A 24,580-nucleotide genomic window follows, 5' to 3' on the forward strand; every position below is an offset into this window, starting at 1 on the left:
TTGCGCAATCGATAAAGCAGCGTTTGCCCAATTATTTCTTTCGTTTGACTTGGTTAGTGCGTATCTTGTCTGCTGAGTTTTTTACAAATCTGTTAACTAGGAAAGTCGTTTTGACATGAGAAAAATCATACATAAATGGAAAAACATCGCCCTAGTTGAAGAAAATGTTGCCCTACCTAACGGCAAATCTGTCTGTCATACCACCATCCAACATCCCGGCGCAGCGGTTATTTTACCCGTCACGGCGTCAGGCGAAATTGTGCTGATCAATCAGTATCGCCCTTCGTTAAAAAAATGGCTGTTGGAACTTCCGGCGGGCACCAAAGAGGCCAATGAAGATCCACTCACCTGTGCTCAACGAGAGTTAGAGGAAGAAACAGGTTACAGTGCAGAGTGCTTTTACTCACTGGGTCAAGTCACGCCGCTGGCTGGATTTTGCGATGAGATCCAATATCTGTACGTGGCAAAGCAGCTGCGCCTAACCAATCGCTATCAATGTGATGACGATGAAGTGATTCAAGTCGTCACTATGCCAGTCTCGCAATTAGAAGAGAAAATTATTGAAGGCAGCATCAGTGATGGCAAAACCATTGCTTGTTTGAGTAAAGCCAAACTGTGTGGTTATCTCTAAAGAGAAAAAAGCCACCAATAAAATAGTAAAGTCAGGAGAAATGATGGCTAGTAATAAAATTGATTTTCGCTCCGATACCGTCACTCAGCCTACCCCGGCGATGCGTGAGGCCATGGCCAACGCGGTGGTTGGCGATGATGTCTACGGCGATGATCCAACTGTCAACGAGTTAGAAGCGTTTGCCGCGAGCGAAACGGGTTTTGAAGCTGCGCTTTTCACCACTTCGGGCACTCAGGCAAACTTACTCGGCTTGATGTCTCACTGTGAACGGGGGGATGAATACCTGTGCGGCCAACAAGCGCACAACTATCGCTACGAAGCGGGCGGCGCGGCAGTATTAGGCTCAATTCAGCCGCAGCCGATTGAGAACAATCCAGATGGCACATTGCCTTTTGATAAACTCGCCGCTGCGATTAAGCCCGATGACAGCCATTTCGCCCGTACCAAGCTGCTTAGCTTAGAAAACACCATCAACGGTAAAGTGTTACCACTAAGCTATCTTCAACAAGCGCGCGCTTTTACCAACAAACATGGGCTGAAAATGCATCTTGATGGTGCGCGGGTTTACAATGCCGCCGTAGCGCTGGATGTTCCAGTGCGTGAAATCGCTCAGTATTTCGATTCCATGACCATCTGCCTGTCTAAAGGGCTCGCTGCGCCTGTCGGTTCTTTGCTTTTGGGAAGCAAAGAGTACATCACTAAGGCACGTCGTTTGCGCAAAATGGTTGGCGGCGGTATGCGCCAAGCGGGCATTTTAGCCGCCGCAGGTAAATTGGCACTGACCGAGCAAGTGAGCCAACTTAAAACGGACCACGACAACGCAAAAGCGCTGGCACACGGGCTTGCAACACTGCCCGGGTTCGATGTCAATCCGCAATGGGTGCAAACCAATATTGTGTTTGCCAAACTCGATGATGGCGTCGATATCGCAACCATAGCGCAAAAGCTAAAGCAAGAGCAGATCATCGTGTCCCCGGGAAATCCAATCCGCTTTGTCACTCATAAGGACATCCGTCGCGAAGACATCGATCGGTTGCTCAGCGTATTACGCTCCCATTTATGATTTTCATAGCAGAGCGTTGTGATTTTTTTGGCCGAGCGCGTCACTGACGATGCTCTGCCCATTTTACTCAGAGTATTTTGTTTAACCGTCATTTGGAGTCTCCACTGCAATGGCCACACAATTCTTAGCTGATTCTCTCCAAGGTCTACGTGTGATTGACGCTTTGGATGTCGATGATTTACCCAGCGGCGAGCACAAATTCTGGTTTCGCGTTGCCAGTAACGCTTTATCTCAGTGGCAACATCTGCCTGTGCTGGTCTTTAAAGGGGAAAAGCCGGGCAAAAAATTGCTCATCACCGCTGGCGTTCATGGCGATGAATACAACGGCGTACTCAGCGCGCAAAAAGTGGCGCGTGATCTGGTCGGGCAGAGCTTAGCGGGCGTCGTGACTATCGTCCCGACCATCAACTTAAGTGGTTTGCTCAATCACAGCCGCGATTTTCATTCCGCTGACCCAGACACGTCGGCCGTCAATCTCAACCGTCACTTTCCCGGCAATGCCAAAGGAAATGAAGCCAGCCGCTACCTCGATACCTTGTGGCAAAAACTGTTAAAGCCCAACGCCCAACTGGCCATTGATCTGCACACACAAACCAGCGGCGCAGCGTATCCTCTTTATGTTTTTGCCGATTTTCGCCAGCAAGCTTCGCTTGATATGGCACGCTGGTTAAACCCAGACGCCATTCTCGATGACCCGGGAGATGCGGGCGTGTTAGAAACGGTCTGGAATCAACACGGTGTCCCCTGCATTACGGTTGAAGTGGGTATGGGGCGATATACGCAATCTGACCTTGTTGAACGTACAGCCGAAGGAATCAATAACATTCTGACGCACTTGCAGATCAAAGACGGCGCCCCGTCAACGCCGCTTTCTTGCGTGCAAGGCAAAGAGATTATCTCACTGCGCGCCGAGGTGGGTGGCTTTGTCATTCCGCAGGTTGAGCTGCTGCAAGACGTTTCCCCGGGTCAATTGCTGGCGCTTCAGTACGACAGCTTTGGGGAAGAAATTGCTCGCTACACCGCGCCTGTCGCCGCGACAGTTCTAAGCCACAATCTTGAACCAATGCGCGCGCCGGGCGCTTTAGTAGTGCGTTTGATTCGCTGAGCCTACTCGCCTCTCAAACCTTGAGAGGCGAAGCGACTGATGAAATAGCTTATTGATTTTGCTAAGGTATGGTCAAAACAATAACTAAGAATAGCCAATGAGCGTGATAGAGTTCTGCCAAGTCAGCAAGTGGTATGGTCAATTCCAAGCGTTAAAATCAATCTCACTGTCCGTGCGCAAAGGGGAGATTCTCGTGATTTGCGGCCCATCCGGTTCGGGGAAATCGACGCTGATCCGTACAGTTAACGGCTTGGAATCCATCGATGCAGGAGAGATCCGTATTCTGCCCGATGAGCAGGAAAATCATCGGAGCCGTGGCAAAATCGGTATGGTTTTCCAACACTTCAATCTCTTTCCTCACCTGACAGTGAGACAGAACTTGACCCTATCGCCGATGAGAACCTTGAAATTAAGTCGCCATCAAGCCAATCAAAGAGCGGAACACTTCCTTAAACGAGTAAAAATCGCCGATCAAGCCGACAAATACCCGATCCAGCTTTCTGGCGGGCAACAGCAGCGTGTGGCGATTGCGCGCTCTCTGTGCATGCAACCGGAGATTTTATTGTTTGACGAGCCAACATCGGCACTTGACCCAGAGACCATCAACGAAGTGCTGGATGTGATGGTTGATCTGGCCAATGATGGCATCACCATGATGTGTGTCACGCATGAAATGGGCTTTGCACGCAAAGTCGCCCATCGAGTGGCGTTCATGGACGGCGGCGAAATAGTAGAGATCGCACCGCCAGAGCAACTTTTCTCGGCAGCACAGCACCCGCGTACGCAACAATTTCTCCAACAAATTTTAGGTTCGAGGTAGCGATGGTTAGCCATAAAGCCATGCGCTTAATTAAACCTATTCTGCTGGCGATGCTTCAAGCGGTGCTGATGTTTGCCGCACTAGTCTGGTTGCTCGATTCAGGAGCCAAAGCAATGGGCTATCAGTGGCAGTGGCATCGAGTTCCTGACTACATACTCTTTTTTGAAGATGGCGAATGGTGGGCCGCTGAACTACTGCAAGGTCTGGTGGTCACGTTGCAGCTCACTGCCATCAGCCTTCTTTTCACCTTGTTACTGGGGCTGACCACCGCCCTACTACGTCAGTCACGTTCGATTGTCGGCCGAGCCCTTGGTACTGGTTATGTCGCAGTGGTCAGAAACACACCGCTGCTGGTGCAAATTTATCTGATCTATTTTGTCTTCGGCCCAGTCATTGGGCTGGATCGCTTTTCAACCGCCGTGCTCGCGCTAGCGCTGTTTCAAGGCGCTTATACTGCTGAGGTTTTGCGTGGCGGGCTTAACGGCATTGCACAAGGGCAATACGAAGCAGCAAAATCACTTGGCTTGTCGACCTTCTTTACTTTCTACGATGTGATCTTGCCGCAACTTTTGCAACGAACTCTGCCACCGCTGACCAATGAAATGGTGTCTCTGATCAAAAACTCGTCTATCGTCAGTGTGATGGCCATTTTCGACCTCACCACCCAAGGTAGGAATATCGTCTCTGAAACGGCAATGCCCTTTGAGATCTGGTTTAGTGTCGCTGCCATCTATCTGCTACTCACGTTAAGTCTGTCAGCACTTTCTGCTTGGCTGGAACATCGCCTTGGTGCTCGCTGGCGTTCACATTAAACACATTTAAGGGAAGAAGCATGAAACTGTTTAAACACCGAATCGCTCGCTTAAGTATTGCAGCGCTTCTCACTGGCCTACTCGGGCTCAGCCTGAGCACACCATCACTGGCTAACGAAAGCGCAACTGCCAATCTCGATAGTATCAATCAACGCGGTACACTGCGTGTTGGTATGTCTACCTTCGTTCCATGGGCAATGCGTAACAAACAAGGAGAACTGATTGGCTTTGAAATTGATGTCGCCAAGCGATTAGCGGCTGATTCCGGCTGGAAAGTCGAATTTGTTCCAACCGCTTGGAATGGCATCATTCCCGCTCTCTTGGCAAAGAAATTTGACGTCATCATCGGCGGTATGTCCGTCACCCCAGAGCGTTCAAAAAGCGTGCTGTTTACTGCGCCCTATTCTCACTCGGGCGTGCAAGTTGCAGCCAGCAAAACGCTAGCAGCCGATTTCACCTCAATGGAAAAATTCAACTCGCGCCGGGTGAAAATCGCCGCCAGACGAGGCGCATTTACCGTGCAAGTGGCCCGCGAAACCTTCCCGAAAGCGACCATTTTGCAGTTTGATGACGATGCACAAGCATTCCAAGAAGTGATCAACGGTAATGCTCACGCCGTAATTGCCTCCAGCCCAAAACCTGAACACGAAACCATTAAACATAGCGATAAACTGTTCCTGCCGTTTAGCGAACGCCTTGCCAAAGGCAATGAAGCGTTTGCGGTGCGCCTTGGAGAAGAAGACAAAAAAGCCTTTTTCGACGCTTGGATCCAAGCTCGCATGGCCGATGGCTGGTTGCAGCAACGTTACGAGTACTGGTTCTCAACGCTAGATTGGCAAGATCAAATTGCCTCGGGCCAATAACCCATGACGGTTAAATCGCAACCACCTTTTCGCTATAGACTCAGCCCGCTGGATGTCGGGCTGAGCCTCTTAATTATTGGCCTGCTGGCTTGGCTCTACCACCGTTCTTCGGTTGGCATTCATTATCAGTGGCATTGGCAAGAGGCGCTTGAGCTCATTTTCACTCCGCGTGCCGATGGTAGTTTGCCATACTTTTTTCAAGGACTGCTTGCCACGCTACGGCTAAGTTTCTGGTCGATGCTACTGGCTTTGATACTGGGCACCTTGATTGGCATTGCCAGAACAAGCGAACGTTCAGTGCTGCGCGTTCCGGCCAATGCGTTTGTGCAGTTAATTCGCAATATTCCACCATTGGTGTTTGTCTTTATTTTCTATTTCTTTATTTCGAACCAACTTATTCCGTTACTTGGTCTGGAAACACTTTTGCGCAATTACCCAGCAACGCCACCAGCGGCGATAACTTGGCTGTTTGGCCCGTCCAACTTGTGGGAAAACTTGCTCTCCGGTGTGATGTGTCTTGGCTTGCTCTCTTCGGCATACATTGCCGAAATTGTTCGCGCAGGACTGCGTAGCATTACCAAAGGTCAGTGGGAAGCTGCGGATTCTCTCGGCCTCTCCGCTTGGGTCAAGTATCGTTTTGTGATTGGTCCACAAGTATTGGCATCCATCACGCCAGCGTTAGCGGGGCAAACTATCTCGCTGGTGAAAGAAACCTCCATCGTTTCTCTGATTTCCATTCAAGAGCTGACGTTTGTGGGCAGTGAGGTCGCCAACTCTTCTGGTTTCATTTTCGAAATTTGGCTGATTGTCGGTTTTTGCTATCTGCTGCTTTGTTTAACTTTGTCTACCGTGTTCAAGCGTATTGAACTGCGCAGCTTAAAGTATTTACAACGTTAGAGCGTCTTATAGCAAACAGGGTTTAAGAAGAACCACCTCGCATCCGTTAATAAGTGCTTATTGCTTCTTGAATTATTTCGTATCGGACTGCTGTTTCGCGTGCCAAGCATCCAGTAAAGGTTTGCCATAAACAACTTCGGTTTGCATATGCATGATGAGAAGGAATAATGCAAGAAGCAATGCCGTCACATTAAATACACGATTAACAACCGCTCTAATGCGAATATCAAAGACAGTAAGTTGAATCGCAACTAAGGCAAAAGGATAAGTTAGCATTAAAAAAATCAACCATCCCAAATAACTTGAGATCGCCATTGGCTCGTAACCCATCATATTCACTCCGGAAATTAGCAACGCCTCGATATTAACGACTTATTTCGTTAATGGGAGAGCAGACATTCAAAGTGCGAGTGACAGAGAGTAATGAGCCTGACTTAATGACAAAGCCATCATCACTCATTTTAGTTGACGCAAAAATTGCTCAGCCATTTTGGGCGTGGTTAGATGAACGAAACAGATCGGCGAGTTCTGCAATTCTTCTTTCAGGAGCAAGTATTTTACCCTGTTTTTGCGATAGTTTTTAATCGACCACCAAATAATAGAATCTCTGCTGAAAAAGGATTTACTAAAGCTTTCTCGGTTGCCTGTTCCCGGCCAAAGTTCTTGCTGTGTCCACGAACGCATCCATGCCCTTTTAACCGCTCGGTAAGTCGTTCGCCAGCGGGAATAATCCAGCCAAATAATGGTATCAACGTGTTGCCACTTTACATTCTGCGTGCGGCTGTAATTTCCATCAAGAACCCAAGCATCTCCGTCCGTTGCTTGGCTTATTTTAGAAAAGAAAGTCTCATCATCGGTTTCCTGCCAATCGGCTTGCCAGAATAGGCGGTCCATCTCAATATATGGACAACCTAAACGAGCCGCCAATTGTTTGGAGAACGTTGATTTTCCGCTAGCGCTACTGCCAATCACATTGACTCTTTGCATTAACTATTCCTTTCAATTTGCTGTTTAATGCTTCCCTAAGATCTAGTGCCCGCGAACAACAAGAGTGATCAATTCGAAGATTTTCACTTCGCAAAAAATTCCTGTTTTTTTAATTTGCTGATTCGCAAGGGGCGCAGATTCTAACACTGGTCTCTGCTCAGAATCGAGCGCAAGTTATGAAATTACTGAACAATACTACGCAGCGATTAGTGCTGAAATGAAATAAGGAATGGCAATTTTATGAGAACGGTAAAATCTGCGCATCGTCCTACCAAGAAAGCCAGTCAGTAGACCTGGCTGGCTTATCGTGACTTGCGACGAATCGCTATTACAGAGTTAAGTCAACTTGTACCCTTAATCACTCAACATCCGGTTCTTCACCCGTGGTTGGGTCGAGAAGTGGCTTGCGCAATTGCAACACCCAGTACTCCGTTGACGCTTGACCTTCAGTACTCAACACTAATGTGTCGCCCAAGTTGTACAACTTAGTATCACTGCTCGTAACAGAGACTGGCAATTGGTACATGAAGCTATCGCTCGCCCATTGACCCAGTTCATCTTTAACCGCGACGCCATGAGTGAAGACGCTGAATAGTTCATCTTTGACATCGGCATTGACAATAGCGAACTGATTGCCATCGATTACAGAGAACTTAGAGTAGGCACCATCCATCGCTTTCTCTTTCTTATTAAAGACTTGGTGGCGTACTTGTTTCTCGATAACACCATCAACTTCCACATCGACAATTTCAGCCATATTGAAGACGTCGGTACCATCAACAGACTGTCGACCCGCACTGTAGGCAACATTCCCATCTGGTTTCACCAATGCCACTCCATAGTTATCGCCGCCGCGACGTGATTTGCCATCAGCAAACAAGAAGGTGTGAGGCGCTTCATTGATGGAATTCCAGATCCAGTAACCGATAATGTCATAGCTACCACGCGCCGCAATTTGACAGCCAGCTCCGGAATCTTTCAGCTCCGCACGTACGGCAACGCTGACTGATTTCGGTTCCGCACAGAAGTATTGTGCATCGCCAGGGTAGATAAACTGCTGAGACGTCACGGTTTGTGTCTCGAGATCAAAGATGTTCAGCGTTGGCGGTGCAAACGCGCCGTAATCCATTCCTGTTGTATCCAGTGCCGCAATACTCGCGTATTGAGAAGGCAACTGTATTGGCTTACCGTTGAGTGAAGCGACTTTATCTGTCCAAGTGTTGCTGGTGAAATCAAACACGGACACCAGAGAGGCATCATCTTCTTTCAGCAAAATCAAATTACCATTTGCGGCAAAATAGAAGCTGTCTGCGTTAAGGTTGAACTGCTTGTTGTAGAGCTTACTGGTATCAACTTCTGCCAGTGTGCCATCCGCAAGCGTGTAGCGATACGCTTTGTGTTCAGGGATAACACCACTGACATGTTTGTTCGATGTCACTAACATCACATAACCGTTGTTTCCTGAGATAACTTGGTTAGAAAGCAGTTTGAAGTCCGTCGTTGGCAGCGCTACTTCAACTGCATCGCTTTCACCTGACGCCGTGACTTTGCTGACGAACAGGCTGCCGTTTTCCGTTCCACCAACTTGCCAGAAGCGATACAGAGCATTGCCATTTTGTACGGCTTGGATCTGTACTAAGCCCTCGACTGAAGTCGCGTTGCCAGCCAGCTTATGCCACTGATAGACATCTTGATTGTCCACGACAGAGACCGGCAGATCGACTCGAGTTGGGTAATCCGAGGCGCTAGCCAGTGCCCCCAGCTCAACAAAAATCTGCTGCAGATCCACTGGCACCGAATCAAGTGCAAGTTTGGTTTTCCCAGCACGTACACCGCGCATGAGATCCGCTTCTTTATCTAGATCGGCGATTTGCAAGCCCGAGGCATCCACTTCTGCACGGAAACCGTAGCTTTCAAAGTTCAAGCCATCAGCGCTCGCAGCGAACTCGTGTACCACCCCATTTGAGCGGGTAAACTTAAATACGTAAGGCAGTTTCGCCCCTTCATTAAGCACCATTTCGCCATTCACAAACTCAGGCACAGACGAAATGATCATCGCCTGAGTAACCGTTACCGTTTCTTCTAACGTCAACCCTTTGTAGCTAGCAGAGACAACAGAACTGCCTTCAACCAGACCCGTCGCCACGCCTTTTTCATCAATGGCGAGAATCTCTGGTTGGCTCGTTGCCCACTGTACGCCTTCAATAATTTCGCTGACCGACCCATCATTGAACTCGCCATTTAGAGAAAGTTGAATGGACTGATTACGAGAAACACTCTTATTTGGTAGATTGAGGCTAATTCCAGTGAGTTTCGCCACCACATCAAACTGTTGCGTCGTGCTGAAACCTTCAAGGGTCGCGGTTACAGTTGCACTACCAACACCTTTGCTCAGGAATAAGCCACCACCGAGCGATTCTAGGATTTCTGGATCGCTGGAGGTCCACTCTGCACTGTCGCTGACATTAAGAACGTAGTCATTTTCGTGGATGCCTAAAGCACTGACTTGGAACTGATCTCCCAGATATTGCTCTCGCTGGGCTGATTCGATACGCAATGACGCCAATGCCGCGGGTTCGGCATTAAAGGTGATGGTTGACGTTGCACCTTGGTAGCTTGCTGTCAGCGCGATCTCGCCTGTTTTCACCACTTGAAGCTGACCATCGACCAGCATGATGGCATCCGCTGGTGTGTAACTCCAAGCAGAAAGTCGAGTCACTTCAGTGGTTGCATTGTCTGTCCACATGGCTGAAACCAATGGCAGCAACTTATCACCCACTTTGACGTTTTTGCCAACACCACTCAATACAATATTGTCCAGTCCGACCCCTTCCGCGGTGAAGGTGTTCGAAGTAGAGACACCATTATATTCAGCTTTGAATGTAATGGTTCCAGCATGTTTTACTTTCCAACGCGCACCTACTTTTTCCAATGCTGTTGCTGGCGTAATCGTAATCGCCGCTTCGTTGCTGATATCGCTTGAGGTGGTATCCGACCAAAGCGCGAACATTGAAGGGCTCACCCAATCACCAACGTTCGCCATTTGTGGCAATCCGGTCACCAACACATACTTCACACTGGCTGGCTGAGGATCGGGAGAAATCACATTCTCATACTGGCTTGACCAAGCATTGATACTGACAAAGCGATGGGCCTCCTGATCGAGAAACCAGGTATCGGCAAACAGAGAATCCCAAGCGGCAGTATAAGGAATGTCATTTAATCGATGCCACTGCCCCCATGAAACATCGCTGCGCAAATTGCGAAGCCATACTGTGGTATTCTCAAAACCAGCCAGAGAACCTGAGAAATCAACAATAGACTTGAGGCCAACACCATAACGAACAATCATCTGCTCTGCATAATTGCGATCAAGGGATTGATAAGCGTCCCACTCATTGGCCGAAACAAAATCATCCTTGTTAACATCTGCAAGCACATATTCAACCGTCGAAAAGTTGCTAATTAACGCATTAACGCTTTCATGGCTTAACGCCTGCTCTAAGGTTTGTCCGGCATATTCATAGAATATAATCTGGTCACGCTGCGCCTTATAGGTAATAGGCAAAGACTTGATGTTTTCATATTCATCATCAAATACTTTTGCCTCAGCAGAATATTTACCATCTTGATCGGTTTTCGCAGTCGCTAGTAGTTTATTTCCTACATATATCGACACCGTAGCATCAGAAATAGGACCATCGTAAACCATGCCCGCGAATTTTAAGCCTTTGAACTGACGAGTGTCGGAAGAAGCGGTGTTTTTCAAGATAGTTGCCATCATTTGCTTGCTTATTAAGCAGCTTCTCTTTCTGGATTTAGGTGGACTTCACCAACTGGTTCACAGTTCCTGATATCACCAGGCCAGCGCTCAGGTTTTCGCTGTTTTGCTGCGAGCAATACCTCAGCTCGGCGCTTCAAGATCTCTTCATCTTTTCCATTATGACGCTCTGAAGGCGTGACATAATTTAGCTTACTGTGTTTGTGCTCGGTGTTGTACCAGCGCACGAAGGCTTCAACCCAACGTCGACTGCTGTCGAGACTTTCAAAGCCCTTTGTCGGCCAGTTTGGCATGTACTTTACCGTGCGGAACAACGATTCTACATACGGATTATCATCACTGACTCTTGGACGGCTATACGATGAGGTAATGCCTAACTCATCCATCTTCGCTTTGAACGTCAGCGACTTCATAGGCGCACCGTTATCTGAGTGAAGAACCAGCGGTTGACTGAAGCACTGCTCTCGCATCAACGTCCGCTGCAGGAGTTGTGAGGCTAACTCGCCGCACTCACGTTCATACACCTCATAACCCACGATTTTTCGGCTGTAGATGTCCTCAATGACGTACAGATAATAGTGCTGGCCTCGAACCTTTGAAGGCAAGTAAGTGATATCCCATGTGTAGACTTGATTCGAGCCTGTCGCCGTATAACTCGTTGGCTTCGCTTGTGTTTGTCTACTCCTCTGACGGCCTCGATGATGAAGTTGCCCTTGTGCACTCAGTACCCGATAATAGCTCGACTCTGAGGCGATATACTCACCTTTATCAAGCAGTGTCGGTACGATTTGAGTTGGAGGTAAGCTCGCGAACTCTGGGCGGTTACACACCTCGATAATGGCATCACGCTCTTGCTGAGAGAGCTTGTTAGCTGGCTCAGGTCTGGCACAGGTCGGTCTTTTATCCGCTTGAACCTCTCCTTGCCGATACCATCGACGATACGTTCTCAGGTCAATTTGAACCTCATAACAAGCTCGCTCTAAGCGGCAACCACTTTGCTTGGCATCGTGGATAAGAGCAATCAGGTGCTGCCTTTCATCGGTTGAGGTTAGTCGTCCTCTGGCTCTTCCCCGTAAAAGGCTATGAGCTTTTTTCGTAGAACCAACAGGGCAGCCGTTTCAGCGAGCGCCTTTTCTTTGTGGCGTAACTCCTTCCTAAGCTCTTTGATTTCAAGCTTATCCGCTTTGGCCTGCTTCTTTGCTTGTGCTTCCCGCTCTTTACTCGACATGAAGCCTTGCATACATTCGCTGCGCCAGCGTTGGACTTGCTCTGGAAACAGACCTTTTTCACGACAATATTGGCTGAGTTCATTCTCGGTCATCGAGTAAGTCTCGGCGACGATGGCGAGTTTAGTTTGAGCAGACCACTGCTCTGATGAAGTGTTGCTGTTTGGCACTGCGGCTCCTGAACGTCTGAGTTGCTGTCGCCAATGATACAGGGTTGCAGTGCTAATGCCTTCCTCTTTTGAAAGTTCGCTCACTGACATTGAGTATGGAGGCAGCAGCTTCTTCAATATGGCTTCTTTTCTTTCTGTTGGAATACGAGACACAATTCACTCTTACCGCCCTAGACTGGTTAAATTTTAACAGTGACAACTATCCTGCCAGAGGGGGGAAGCACCAGAATTACTGTCACTTCCACAAGCGGTTAACATCATAATGAGTGGTATACTCACTAAGCCTTGCTTATACATGAATTCTCCTTAACATGCATATATTTAAAAATCTCAATAGCATTTGTCGTTTTGATTAAATAAAAACGACAACGGGAAATAAAACGCAAATTATCACTAAAAATAAATATAACCCTAGCTACAGCCAACTGAACCCCGCGGATTATAATTTTGAAAAACTCTACGTCAATTAATTCATGAGAATACAAATTTTCACGATTATCAAATTTGAGATCTAATAAAAATAAAGTCAAAAGCATCGTCAATAAAAACATTATCAAAATATATCAATACCTTATAAAAAGATAAATATAGAGAATAATTGCCATCTATAACATTTGATGTAATTTTCATTTATAACACTTTCATTTCATTGAGATGCCAGCCACATAAAACAGATTTAATCTCACTTATTGACATATATAGAAACAGTGTTCACATTCTATTTTATGGAGGAAAATCACGGTTTTTCTCTTGAGAAAAACCCTATATTTCACTCATTTATTGATTTATAAATTTTCAATATCCTCAGTAAACCCAGACATTCTCAATTTACTAAGAGGATTATCAAGAGTCATTGATAGATATAGCCTTAGTTAACGCAATGAGCCAGCGCAGAGAAAAGTGTAAGAACAGGGGAAAAGTTGATGAAAGGACTTGATATCGTAACAAGTTAGTTTGAAGCAAAGGCAAAGTATAAACCCTACCTTTACTATTAAGAGAATGAATCAGTTGCTTTTAAAGACTTCCTGACCAACCGTCATCAATACAGATATTTTTACACAATAGTTAGATTTCTAAATCTAATGCGGGGTTGTGAGAGTAGATCTTGCTTACCAACGTTGAAAAAGTTTTAAACTCATCGTCACTCAATATCATCAGTATTTGGGATAGCCATTTTGTTTGTTCCGGTAGTATCGATTGAAACTCCGCCAACCCGGCATCCGTTATAGAAATAATCCACGAACGACGATCCTGTTGTTGATGTTCTCTTATCACAAAACCTCGTCCTTCTAAGCTATCTAATACCACTGTAATCGCCGAGCGTGTGATATCTGCTTTGGTGGCGAGTTCAGATGGCTTCATTCTGCCAAAGTGCTTCAACAGCATCAAAACCACAAACTGTCCATCACTGAGTGATGATTTCCCCAAATTTTGAGTGCATTTATCTGAAACTTTACTACAGAAACTAATGAGATCGACCACGGTTTTGATTTTTGTTGTGCTAATTGTTTCGTCTTGAAGAAGACCAGCCTCAGCCAGTAGTACATCGTACTTAGTCATAAAAACTACCATATTACGAGCAATTTAGTTCAATGCTTAATAGTCTACCCTTTTACCATACAGTATGGAAGCGTTTCAGCGTTACCTTGTTCACAATTATGCCTCATTTCAAGGAACTAAATTAATTTCAATAATATCAAGAACATACATCTATGAACATTTATGTAAATAGCCAATTAGTGCGATCAGGATCACACTAATGTGATTTTTATGGAAATAATTTGTTGCAATTATTTTTCTCATAAATATTATTTTAAAAAATAAAGTTAAGCTCTTAATTATATCAAAACATATAGTTCATCCATTCATAATAAGGTAAATAACAATGTCAGTAATTTTGGTTGTTGGTAACAAGTTTTCAGAGTTTTCTAATAGAAATGAAACTGTTATGACTGTCGATGAGTTTAAGCAAGCACTTTTCTCTCGTGCAGTTTCTGGAGATTTAAGGGTAATCATTGGTCAAGGTGTTGAACTCAATGATCTGATGACGATGCAGCATCTCAGCCTGAGTTATCAAAAGTTGGGCTTCTCCGTCAGCATAGAAGAAGCCGGAAAAGTGCATGATCAAGTCGATCACTCACATCAATGTTCTGTGCACAAACATAATCGACAGAATGTTTTGATATCAAAGCCAGCACGAGTAACTGACACCCTCTACACGGCATGGCTAAGCATACAGGATGAAAACGAGCTATTGCAGGATCATATGACCGGGCAGCACATTCAGGGCATGGTATTGACGGAATCAGCAAGGCAAATGATGCTTTCTGTCACTGAAAACTTCTACTTGGCAGAAGAGGAACGAGGAAATCGTTACTTTGTTCTTAATCGGGTAAATAGTGAATATATAAACTTCACCTTCCCTCTCGATGTAAGAATTGATTTTGTTATTCACTCACTGAACAAGAACAAACGTGGCGTAATCAAAGCCAAGAGCAAAGCCATTCTTTATCAAGGTGCTACACACTTAGCAGAGATCGACATTGATTACAGCGTTTATGATAAGGCGTTTATTTCCGATAGAGAAAGTGAGCTTGCAAGCGATGTTGTAGCAAGTTTCTTCGCGAAACTAGACGCTGTGTCAAAAGCTGCATGAGGGGCTGAACTTGAACGATAACATTATCATTGTTGGTGCAGGACCAACAGGGTTAACACTTGGATGCTTGCTGCAAAGTCAGGGTATTAATTGTGTGATCTTAGAGAAAGAGCAACAACAGAATCAGTTGACTAAGGCAGTCATGGTGCACGCCGCCTCACTCGATGTTTTTTCTCTACTCGAAATTGATCAAGCCGTGCTCCAAAAAGGGTTAAAGCAGAATTCTATACGATTTAATATTCAGGGAAAGGAAGAGTATGTAATGGACTTTACCCAACTATCTCCCAATAAGTTCCCTTTCTTCATCAATATAAAACAGCCGGATCTGGTCGACATATTGGAGCGCAAGTTCACCTCTCTGGGGGGACGAGTCTACTACCATCACGACGTGTATCAAATTGGAGAAAATGGCACGGTTCTGGCAAAAAACGGTGATGAAGATGTTGAGTTTATCGGCAGTTACATTGTTGGATGCGACGGTGCCAAGAGTACCGTAAGGAAACTTGCACAGATCGAATACAAAGGCATCACCTACCCTTACAGCTATGTTTTGGTTGAAGGCGTCCCCCGCCAAAGCTTCCCTTTGGATGAATCACAGATGCACATCTCGGAAAACGGTGCCATTTCAGTGATACCTATGGGGGACAACGTATTTCGAGTTGCAGGTCCCGGACCAAGGCAAGATGTCGGTGACTTGATCAATATCGAAGATTTCAAAAAGATAATGGCTTCGATTGGCATGGGAGAGTTTGCTGATTTCAAAAAAATCACGTCGCTCCGCAGCTATAAGGTCAACGAAAGAATGGCAGAAACTCTTGTAAAAGATAGGGTGGTATTGTGCGGTGATGCTGGTCATATCCACTCCCCGACGGGAGGCCAAGCAATGAATTTAGGGATCGCAGATGCGTTTTGCCTATATTGGCGCTTCGCTCAGACTGACATTAGTCAGCGCCAAGCACTACTGCGTGAATACACAGAAGAGCGGTTGACTCTCGCCAAATATACGGTCGAGAGAACGAAACTTAATCCATTAATTCAAAAAATGAATAGTGGGAAAGTATCCAAGCAAGAGCTGAAAAAAATCATGCTCTCTTTTAGTCAAACGGCTCATGCAATACAGGTAAATTCTGAAAAAAGCTTGCAGACTAAATCGCTCAAAACCGGTGCGAGAATTCCAAACCTGCGGTGGCATGACACAACAACTTGGCGTGAACTATCGGGGAAAACATATACGGAAATAATCCCAACTGGCCACGGTATCGGAAACATACTGGCAGATTATTTCGAGCAATCTGTCCCCTGCAAGATACGTTTCCGACAAGATTTCATCATAAGTAGCGTGGAAATGTTATGAGAGATACGCCAAGTTTTCCTGACATTATCAGCATAGGATGCTACCTAGCCCCCAGAAAGAGTGTAGCTCGTGCACTGATATCAGGAGAATATGATAGTGAAAGCCATCTAAAGACGAATTATCGTGAGATCTGCTGTGAAACTGAGTTATTTCCATCCGAAATGGCACTAAAGGCAATGAATATTCACAGGCACGAGAAAGAGGATATTTCAACTCTGATCTACTGTCATCTTCATCATCAAGGAGGAACATTTCTTTGGTCACCAGCAAGTTATTTATCGAGCTATTTTTCTGTTGAAAATGGCGTATGCTGTTTCAATTTAAATCAAGGTTGTAATGGTCTTATGATTGCACTTGAACAGGTTTGCCAACAGAATTTTTCTCATCATCATTATTTGCTGGTCGCATCAGATCGCTTTGATGGAACTAATTTCAATCGATGGAAATCAGACTACGGAATTATTTATGGTGACGCTGCAGTCAGTATTCTTGTTGGCCCTCCTGGTGAAGGCGCTTATGCGATTGAGGGAATGAAAACTGTATGGAAACATAAATTGGAGGCACTACATCGATTTACTGATATTCGCTCAGATGATCCACATGAATTTTATGACATTAAGAAAAGTAAGAAATCTTATTTAAATTTACATGGAAATGAGAATTTGAGGTTATCTACCTTAAAAAGTATCGAATTAGCAATCCATCAAGTAATGGTCAGTGCTTCTGTTTCTCTTCATGATATTCAACATGTTTTTCTACCAAACCTCGGTTCGGGATTGATCGAGAGCAGCTATCTTCCCGCTTTAGGTGAATTAGTAAATAAAACCCATTTTGATTTTGGTCAGAATAGTGGGCACTTAGGTTGCTCCGATATTTTTGCCCATCTCTATACTTTAGACAATGAGAACAGAATCAAAAGTGGTGAGTTGATTTTAGCGATTAGTGCTGGTGCTGGATTTTCATGGACAGCATGCCTATTAAGGAAAAGATAAATGAAATGTGCATTTTTTGATATGGATGAAACAATAGTTCAATGTAAAAGCATGTTTTCATTCTATAAATTTTTTCTAACGCAGACTGATTCAGAAAATCATTCGCAACGGTTTGAAAATTTAATGACTGATATCAGAAACAAAGTTAAGGATGGGGCTTCGAGAGAAATCATTAACTCTTTTTACTATGAACAAATGAGGGGCATAAGTAGAAATAAACTAAGAGATTTATCTCAAAAATGGTTTAATCAATCTAACGATATTATATTTATTGATAAAGTTGTATCTGAGATAGAGAGACTGAAACTGAATGGATTTAATATCGTCCTTGTTTCTGGCGCAATGGAAGACATTATTTACCCTATAGGTAATGTAATCGGTGCAGATTTCTATTTGTGCTCAGAGCCATTAGTATCGGATGGCAGATACACTGGCGAGTTAATTCAACAATCAATTGGAGATGGAAAAAGAGCGCTGGTTATAAGATTTTGCCAAACTCACCACATCGACACTAATGATTGTATTGCATATGGTGATCATATTTCTGATATACCTATGCTAACCGCAGTTGGAAAGGCTTTTGTCGTTAATCCTGATCATGAAATGAGAAAGGTTTTAAACGAATTTAAATTAAATGAAATATAAAGGAAAACTAATGAACACAAAAAGTAATAGCAGTTTCTTTATCACACTGCTTATTATATTGCTAGCACCCATTGGTCAAGCAGCAATTGATATTTATGTTACAGCACTACCAGAAATGCGTGACAGTTATTCCGTAACGCAAAGCCAGATACAGCTAAGTGTGTCTCTGTATTTGATTGCATTTGCGATCGGTCAGATGATTTACGGGCCAATAGCAGATGCTTGGGGCAGGAAACCGACCTTGTTCCTAGGAATTTTTATCTATTTAATTGGTAGCCTGATTGCAATTTTCAGCCATGACTTCAACACTTTTCTTGTTGCCCGTATCATACAGGGATTGGGAATCACTTCCGCATCCGTAGTGATGAAAGCAATCGCTACAGATAATTTCAAAGACGCACAATTAGCGAATGTTCTGACTTATATGGTGATTTCATGGGGAATGGGACCAATTATCGCCCCTGTTATTGGTGCGAAATTGCAACTTCATTTCGGTTGGGAATCATGCCTCTACTTCTTAGCTATCTATGGCGCAGTGTTACTTGCATTGCTTTGCCGGTTCAAGGAATCTCTGAAAACACCAGTACCGCTTACACCTGCCACGCTGGCAAGTAACAGCCGCAAGATTATCGGTGAACAGAAATTCCAAATCTGTTTCCTTGCCATGGGGTTATGTTATGGCATTTTGCTCACATTCAACCTTGTTGCTCCTTTTATCGTGCAAGACGTTTTAGGCTATTCACCAGCTACGTTTGGCAATATTGCACTGCTGATGGGAGCGGCTTACTTTCTGGGCGTATTCAGTAATCGCTTCAACAAAGATAAAGTTCCAGTTAATAAACTTTACCTGAGCGCAACCACTATAAACGTATTCGTCTCGCTTGCGATGTTTGCCTATGCATATCAGTTTGGAATGAATATCTATGCTCTAGTGATCCCATGTTTAATCATGACATTCTTTGCAGGAGTCATGTATCCAAATCTGATGGGGAAAGGTGTTTCTCTTTTCCCTGAGTTAGGTGGCTTAGCGAGTTCTCTACTTGGGTTCCTGTTAATGTTACTTGCAGGTCTAATCATGGTCTTCGCAAGCTATTTAAATACCGAAAGCCTACTCCCCCTATCAAGCATGTTCTTGCTTATCAATATTCTGTGTTTCTTCTTGATCAGAAAATTGGTTTCAGAGAACCACATAGCAATTCGTGCCGAAGCTTAACCAAATAAGGTGAAAAAAGATGAAAAATTCCATTGTAGTAAACCATACCTTCACAAGCCGTACCTTAGCCAACAAGCTTGTAAACCCAATAGGTCTTGGCTGCATGGGCATGTCAGAATTCTACGGGCAGACAGATGAACAGCAATCGCTAGATGTTCTTCATAAGGCTTTAGAGTTGGGGGTAAACCATTTCGATACTGCCGATGTTTATGGCTACGGACACAACGAGGCACTATTAGGGCGGTTTATCCGTACATTGGGCTCCGCAGGACGTGAAAATATCTCTTTGGCAACCAAGTGTGGCATTGTGCGTGATAACGATGTTGCAAGCCGTAATGTGGACAACTCGCCGGAGTATATTCGTAAGGCTTGCCAAGCGAGCTTGTCCCGTTTAAACACCCACATCGATTTATACTACCTACACCGTATCCAAGATCAGGGGTTGTATATTGATGAAAGTATGTCTGCCATGGCAGATTTGTTGAAAGAAGGGAAAATTCAGGCTGTCGGTCTCTCTGAAGTAAGCCCTGAGATCATCTTGAAGGCAGATCAATCACTTAAGAAATATACTCAGGGTAAACACGGCATTTCCGCCGTGCAAACTGAATATTCTATTGTCACTCCTACCGTGGAAAAAAATGGTGTACTTGCTGCCATCGAGGAGATTGGTGCCAAGTTGGTGGCTTATAGTCCAATTGGGCGTGGAATGCTCACTGGAAAATTGCTGTCGCTAGATACTCTAGCACAAGATGATTTTAGACGTTCTCTTCCAAGATTCTCTAATGACAATCTGAAAGAGAATAATCGTCTGGTAGAAGCCATTTGTATGCTAGCAAAAGAGAAGAATGTCACTCCAGCCCAGCTCTCTTTAGCATGGCTGTTAGCTAGATCGGAGCATGTCATTGCCATCCCAGGAACAAAACGCGAGAAGTATCTGATTGAAAACGTGGCTGCACTGAAGGCACAACTCTCTCACTCCGACATGCAGTTCATTGATGAGGTTATGACGAATCACCCAATTCAGGGATTACGATACGCTCAACCTGCAATGGCGGCATACGGACTAGAAGAATAATCAACTGATATTATAAATGAAAACGCCGAGACTGAATGACTCAGTCTCGGCGTTTAACCAATCAAAAAATGGAAATTGCGAGTTTGAGTTACACTCTCCATCATATTCAAACCCAACCTTAAACAAAAAGTGCAGGCTTTGACCTCTGCACTTTCATCCCATCCAGCGTTCAAGTTAACGGGTGTAGCGGCCGCTTTTTACCTCGTCCAGCCAGCGTCCATCCACTAACGCTGGAGGCAAAAATGGACCAGAGACTTGCAACTCATTGCCTCGGTCATGCCACATGCAAGCCATGGCTAACAATGGGATATTAATAAAACTTTCCACGGCAATATAATTGGGGCCGTTTTCTTGTATCGCGTAACGTTCTTGTAGTTGTAAGTTTTTTGCCAACACTTGATTGAAGTCATAACCAATGTCGGTGGTTAAGGCGGCAAAGGTTTCAAGCATGCCCATCGCAATATCTAGAGCCCAGTCATTACCTTGTTTCATTGCAGCATCCATGGTTCGCAATAACTTATCGGCATAATCGGGCGTTTGATGATGGTAAGCTTGAAACACCTCCACCAACATATAGGAAACGGGGCCAGCCTGAGTGACACTTTGTTTCATTAGGTCAACACTGAAACTGGCTAAGCTCTCCATGCTTGCTGTATCTCGTGCTATCACCGCGGTAAAATAAGCGTCAATCCAGTCAGCCGAGTTAATACAACCCGTTTCCAAAATTCTATTACCATTCCAGTGCACCGTCGGAAAACCCGGTATCGAGATCGCTTGCTCTACCTCGGGGGTTTGCGCCAATTTGAAGTAGGCAGCTCGCATCGCCGCCGCCTCAACAAAACACAAGGTGCTGAGCTTTTCCACCTCGGGCGTCTGCTCCAGCCAGGTTTGCCAACGGGCATGGAAAATCAGTTGATCTGGTATTGATGTCAGGTTTTCGCGGCGAATTGATATGCGCCTAATGCGCTTGTCTAAGGTGTTATAACCTCCTGATAGCTGTTCATCTAGAGGGATGGTTTCAAAGCTAGGGTCCGCATTACGAGTTAGGGTAATCATCAGTATTCCTTATTTCTAGCCAGCCAACTGGCTGGCGTCTATATCAAGTTCTTGAATGCTCACATGCTTTTCCCTGCTAAGCCCCATTTGCAACTCGTCCTTTTCCACACCAGCGACAACAATCTTTAAACACTCGGCACTAAACATCACATCGCTATCAAATATCCATTTTGCCGCTGCTAGCCCCCTATCTGTTGGCGATGTAACTCTATTGTTCGATTAATACGGCAACACTCTTACCTTGTTTTGCCGCATCCCTAAAGGTAACAAAGTACTTATCACGTACCATTTCATAAGCATCAGGGTTGAGCTCTTCAAGCCCATCCTCTTCAATTTCCGCAATCAGTTGCTGGCCTTCTTCGCTGTCGATATCAAAGTCGTATTCTTCTTCCATCACGGTAAATAAATCACGCACCATGTCCGCAGGGAAGAAGCCAAACGTGCCGCTGGTATCGGCATCAGGTGGTAATAGCTTATGCGGATAAAAGTTAAAGGTGGCGATGAGTAAGAGTCTGCTGTTACCCGCAACCGCATCCCACAATTGCAGAGCCGCCTCAAAGCCGCGCATATTCAGCTCAAGGCTTTGCCAGCGCATGCCTTCTTCTTGCGTGATTTCAACTAGCGTTTGATAAGTCTGCTCATGGGTACCAGAAGCAATGGTTGGGTAATCGTCTTCATTAACCAGATAGAGGTGAATTAAGCTGCTCATAGTTCAGTTTAAATCCGTTTAATCAATTAAAAATAAAGGCAGGTATAACGAGTCGGTGGTGCAATGCCACCCGTGCAACTCTTTACCGAGTTTTGCCATGGTGAGGGCGTTTAAGCACATAAAGCCGTCGAGCATGTCTTTATAGTCACCGAACTTACATTCATCGGTATGCCACGCAATGGCTTTATCAATACTCTCTTGCCATAAAGCTTGGTTGCTTGTAGTAAGCGCACTGATGGCTTCGATTAATGGATGAATGTATTGTTGAACATCTTTGTCTTTGGTGTTTTTAGCCTCAGATAAAGCTTCATCAATGTCACTCTGTTCAAGCGGTTGATGAGTACCGATTTTGATAAGTAGAAGGTCATAAAAATAACACGCTTTATGCATGATGCTGCTAGGTTTAAAGCTATTTGCTAGTTTGGATAATTTTTCAATAATATCTGCATCGCCAAAGGTTAAGCATATATTCATCTCTTGCTGAATTGTCCAATCATTATTATGCGTTCTTAGCTCACTATCGAAACCGCGCAAAAAAGCAAATGGCGCGGATTTAATCAAATTAGGTTTTACCTCAGAATAGTTTTCAAGGGCGTAGTTGGTATAAGCAATTTCAATATACTGACTAGTCATAACAAAAACCGCATTTTGACGGTCATCAAGCGTTTCGTTTTCATCATTGATTTCAGGCGCTCGATGGGTTTCTAAGTATTCAAGGTCCTCATAAAGTTCATTTATGTCATCAAGAATAACTTTATTTAGCTTTAACATTTATCATCCTTCTTTTGGAAGTGGTTGTAGTTTACCACCAGTCACTTTTCCATTGTCTTCTATGGCCTCGATAACGAGTTTATTCATTTTTGGCTTTTTGAACTTTATTGATTTCAATAAATCCTTACCAAGCTGATTTCTCTCAGGGTATTTCTTGGACTGTTTCATGCGGTTGAGGTTATTCTCAATCCACTTGTTAGACATCTGCATACCTTTGGTTTTGGTTTCTTGTAACTTAGCCCCCGGCCCTTTGGCTTCAACAATAAAGTATTCAAGTACTTTTCCATTCTCATCTCGTTTCGCCCAAATCTGGTCAACACCGGGGCCTGGCCCAAAACCGAGTTCCATTTGTGCAGGTGGTGGCGGTTTGGCAAAGTGTTTTTCCATATAAGCGCTGGCAGCACGTTCGCCTTTTACTTCGGTGAGTTTGGCTTTATACGCGCCAATCTTCCTAGCCGAAGCGCCGTTTGCTATCGCATCATCGAGTTTTTTCTGATACCTAGTTTCGTATTCTGCAAGGTTTTGATAGTGCTTTTCAAGAACTGGATTACGCAGCCGCTTTAGATGGGCAGACTTCGGTAACTCTCCTCCTTTGGGTCCATCCAGCTGTTTGGCTGCGGATGTTAAATTATCACTGCCCTTTGCTGCTGTCTCAGTGGCCGCATTTAGTGCTTTGTTGCCATATTTGGCCGCTGTCGCTCCTTGTCCGGCAATCGGAACCATGGCCATCGCAGAGATTAACGCGTTGGCATAATCTCCTTCTGCAGCATACAACAACGTATTCGCCAAATCAGGGATGATACCAAAAGCAGGCATCATCCCCGCTCCATCAAGGAATAAATGAATATCATCGGAATTGACCTGATTCACATCAGACATCCCAGCATTAAGTTGATAAGTGGGGCTAGACGTTTTTAGCGTACTCGAATAGTTACCTGACCCCATAGCGTAGAATATCTGTTGTTGGGGTTCGACGTCATTGGCTCCCGCTGTGATGGCGGGGCGATCTTCTTTCGCACATAAACCCGTTGGGTCCACCCACATCACTGGATTGGGCGTGTACTGATAGTGATTCAGCCCGCCCAATAAACCAATCGGGTCTGGTTGGATAAAACGGCCTGTGCGCGGATCGTAGTATCGCGCGAGGTTGTAGTGCAATCCCGTTTCAGCATCATGGTACTGCCCCTGAAAACGCAGTGGGTTGGTCACTTGCTCTATCTCGATATGTGCCGTGCCCCAAGTCTCATAGTGCGCTTGCCAAACAATCTCGCCTTGCGAAGTCACTAGCCGTAACGGGGTACCAAGATGGTCACACTGGTAAAAATAACATTGCCCATCTTGCACCAACATGCTCGGAATATGGCTCTCTGGCTGGTAGAAATACCAGCGGTATCGGCCTTGGTGGTACTCGCCGATTAACTGGCTATCCTGCCAAAGAAACTCGGTAACACCCGCTTCTGTGACTTTACGGCTGCGACGGCCTAACGCGTCTTTACTGCCCCTGCTTTAACGCCTCTCGTACTTCTTTAGGTGTAGTGGGGGAGGAAACACAACGCCTCTCTCTTCGAGCATGGCCTTCGCCTTATGCATTTCTTCATTCAACCTAAAACCTAGATTCCTCAGTGCCAAGTGTTAAAGCTAAGCCTGCCAATATATTTGACAGGCTCAACAACATCCGTGTTGTTAAAGAGCGGAAGATGTTGTGCTTTTATGCGCAAAACTGTTCACTTTAGAGGCACTCTCGATATTAATTA

Annotated in this window: 21 protein-coding genes and 1 pseudogene; 13 read left to right on the forward strand and 9 right to left on the reverse strand. The window is 45.0% G+C overall.

Features of this window, described 5'->3' with window-relative positions; translation table 11 throughout:
* The first annotated feature begins 115 nt into the window (after positions 1-115).
* The 7 genes from EA26_RS11810 (at position 116) to EA26_RS11840 (ending at position 6,191) form a co-directional block, all read left to right on the forward strand.
* Positions 116-631: an NUDIX hydrolase gene (locus EA26_RS11810; protein ID WP_039427694.1), complete on the forward strand. Its 516-nt coding sequence runs from the start codon at positions 116-118 to the stop codon at positions 629-631.
* 43 nt (positions 632-674) lie between these two features.
* Positions 675-1,694 (forward strand): low-specificity L-threonine aldolase, encoded by a 1,020-nt coding sequence (gene ltaE, locus EA26_RS11815; protein ID WP_226978360.1) that lies wholly within the window; start codon positions 675-677, stop codon positions 1,692-1,694.
* Between the two features lie 109 nt (positions 1,695-1,803).
* Positions 1,804-2,799 (forward strand): succinylglutamate desuccinylase/aspartoacylase family protein, encoded by a 996-nt coding sequence (locus EA26_RS11820; RefSeq protein ID WP_039427695.1) that lies wholly within the window; start codon positions 1,804-1,806, stop codon positions 2,797-2,799.
* Between the two features lie 103 nt (positions 2,800-2,902).
* Positions 2,903-3,619: an amino acid ABC transporter ATP-binding protein gene (locus EA26_RS11825; protein WP_319024170.1), complete on the forward strand. Its 717-nt coding sequence runs from the start codon at positions 2,903-2,905 to the stop codon at positions 3,617-3,619.
* A 20-nt stretch (positions 3,620-3,639) separates the two neighbouring features.
* Positions 3,640-4,431: an amino acid ABC transporter permease gene (locus EA26_RS11830; RefSeq protein WP_039429061.1), complete on the forward strand. Its 792-nt coding sequence runs from the start codon at positions 3,640-3,642 to the stop codon at positions 4,429-4,431.
* Positions 4,432-4,451: 20 nt separating this feature from the next.
* Positions 4,452-5,294: a transporter substrate-binding domain-containing protein gene (locus EA26_RS11835; protein WP_039427697.1), complete on the forward strand. Its 843-nt coding sequence runs from the start codon at positions 4,452-4,454 to the stop codon at positions 5,292-5,294.
* A gap of 3 nt (positions 5,295-5,297) precedes the next feature.
* A complete protein-coding gene (locus EA26_RS11840) occupies positions 5,298-6,191 on the forward strand; it encodes an amino acid ABC transporter permease (protein ID WP_039427698.1) in 894 nt (297 codons plus the stop codon).
* Positions 6,192-6,263: 72 nt separating this feature from the next.
* Here EA26_RS11840 and EA26_RS11845 read toward each other — a convergent pair whose 3' ends face one another.
* From EA26_RS11845 to EA26_RS11875, 5 genes are all read right to left on the reverse strand, one after another.
* Positions 6,264-6,524 (reverse strand): hypothetical protein, encoded by a 261-nt coding sequence (locus tag EA26_RS11845; protein ID WP_039427700.1) that lies wholly within the window; start codon positions 6,522-6,524, stop codon positions 6,264-6,266.
* A gap of 123 nt (positions 6,525-6,647) precedes the next feature.
* Positions 6,648-7,178: a P-loop NTPase family protein gene (locus tag EA26_RS11850; RefSeq protein ID WP_039427701.1), complete on the reverse strand. Its 531-nt coding sequence runs from the start codon at positions 7,176-7,178 to the stop codon at positions 6,648-6,650.
* A 358-nt stretch (positions 7,179-7,536) separates the two neighbouring features.
* Positions 7,537-10,962, reverse strand: a complete 3,426-nt coding sequence (locus EA26_RS11855; protein ID WP_052079733.1) for a cell surface protein — start codon at positions 10,960-10,962, stop codon at positions 7,537-7,539.
* An 11-nt stretch (positions 10,963-10,973) separates the two neighbouring features.
* Positions 10,974-12,508 (reverse strand): IS3 family transposase gene (locus EA26_RS11860; protein ID WP_404975831.1). Its coding sequence is split into 2 segments (ribosomal slippage): positions 10,974-12,055 and positions 12,055-12,508, totalling 1,536 coding nucleotides; the frame shifts between segments, so codons are not numbered across the junction.
* A 912-nt stretch (positions 12,509-13,420) separates the two neighbouring features.
* A complete protein-coding gene (locus EA26_RS11875; protein ID WP_039427705.1) occupies positions 13,421-13,915 on the reverse strand; it encodes a MarR family winged helix-turn-helix transcriptional regulator in 495 nt (164 codons plus the stop codon).
* A 325-nt stretch (positions 13,916-14,240) separates the two neighbouring features.
* On the opposite strand from EA26_RS11875, the gene EA26_RS11880 reads away from it, so the two are divergent.
* Genes EA26_RS11880 through EA26_RS11905 form a run of 6 tightly spaced genes read left to right on the forward strand, consistent with a single transcriptional unit; the run spans position 14,241 to position 20,290 of the window.
* A complete protein-coding gene (locus tag EA26_RS11880) occupies positions 14,241-15,011 on the forward strand; it encodes an AfsA-related hotdog domain-containing protein (protein ID WP_039427707.1) in 771 nt (256 codons plus the stop codon).
* A 10-nt stretch (positions 15,012-15,021) separates the two neighbouring features.
* Positions 15,022-16,365 carry an FAD-dependent oxidoreductase gene (locus EA26_RS11885; protein WP_039427708.1) on the forward strand — a complete coding sequence of 448 codons (1,344 nt, stop codon included), beginning with the start codon at positions 15,022-15,024 and terminating at the stop codon, positions 16,363-16,365.
* On the forward strand, positions 16,362-17,357 hold the full coding sequence (locus tag EA26_RS11890; RefSeq protein ID WP_039427709.1) for a ketoacyl-ACP synthase III family protein: 996 nt from the start codon (positions 16,362-16,364) through the stop codon (positions 17,355-17,357). The genes EA26_RS11885 and EA26_RS11890 overlap by 4 nt, the downstream gene beginning before the upstream one ends.
* The gene (locus EA26_RS11895) at positions 17,358-18,002 is read left to right on the forward strand and encodes an HAD family hydrolase (RefSeq protein WP_039427711.1); all 645 of its coding nucleotides are present in this window, start codon (positions 17,358-17,360) and stop codon (positions 18,000-18,002) included.
* 10 nt (positions 18,003-18,012) lie between these two features.
* Positions 18,013-19,215, forward strand: coding sequence for a multidrug effflux MFS transporter (locus EA26_RS11900; protein ID WP_039427713.1), 1,203 nt, complete (start codon positions 18,013-18,015; stop codon positions 19,213-19,215).
* 19 nt (positions 19,216-19,234) lie between these two features.
* Positions 19,235-20,290, forward strand: coding sequence for an aldo/keto reductase (locus EA26_RS11905; protein ID WP_081946429.1), 1,056 nt, complete (start codon positions 19,235-19,237; stop codon positions 20,288-20,290).
* Between the two features lie 174 nt (positions 20,291-20,464).
* On the opposite strand, the gene EA26_RS11910 is transcribed toward EA26_RS11905, so the two are convergent.
* The 4 genes and pseudogenes from EA26_RS11910 to EA26_RS22590 form a co-directional block, all read right to left on the reverse strand.
* Positions 20,465-21,346, reverse strand: a complete 882-nt coding sequence (locus EA26_RS11910; protein ID WP_039427715.1) for an immunity 49 family protein — start codon at positions 21,344-21,346, stop codon at positions 20,465-20,467.
* Between the two features lie 208 nt (positions 21,347-21,554).
* Positions 21,555-22,055, reverse strand: coding sequence for a hypothetical protein (locus EA26_RS11915; protein WP_039427717.1), 501 nt, complete (start codon positions 22,053-22,055; stop codon positions 21,555-21,557).
* Between the two features lie 18 nt (positions 22,056-22,073).
* Positions 22,074-22,826, reverse strand: a complete 753-nt coding sequence (locus tag EA26_RS11920; protein ID WP_039427719.1) for an Imm49 family immunity protein — start codon at positions 22,824-22,826, stop codon at positions 22,074-22,076.
* Positions 22,827-22,829: 3 nt separating this feature from the next.
* Positions 22,830-24,305, reverse strand: a pseudogene (locus tag EA26_RS22590) (RHS repeat-associated core domain-containing protein); the annotation flags it as partial.
* Positions 24,306-24,580 lie beyond the last annotated feature (275 nt).

It is taken from the genome of Vibrio navarrensis (assembly GCF_000764325.1).
Classification (GTDB): domain Bacteria; phylum Pseudomonadota; class Gammaproteobacteria; order Enterobacterales; family Vibrionaceae; genus Vibrio; species Vibrio navarrensis.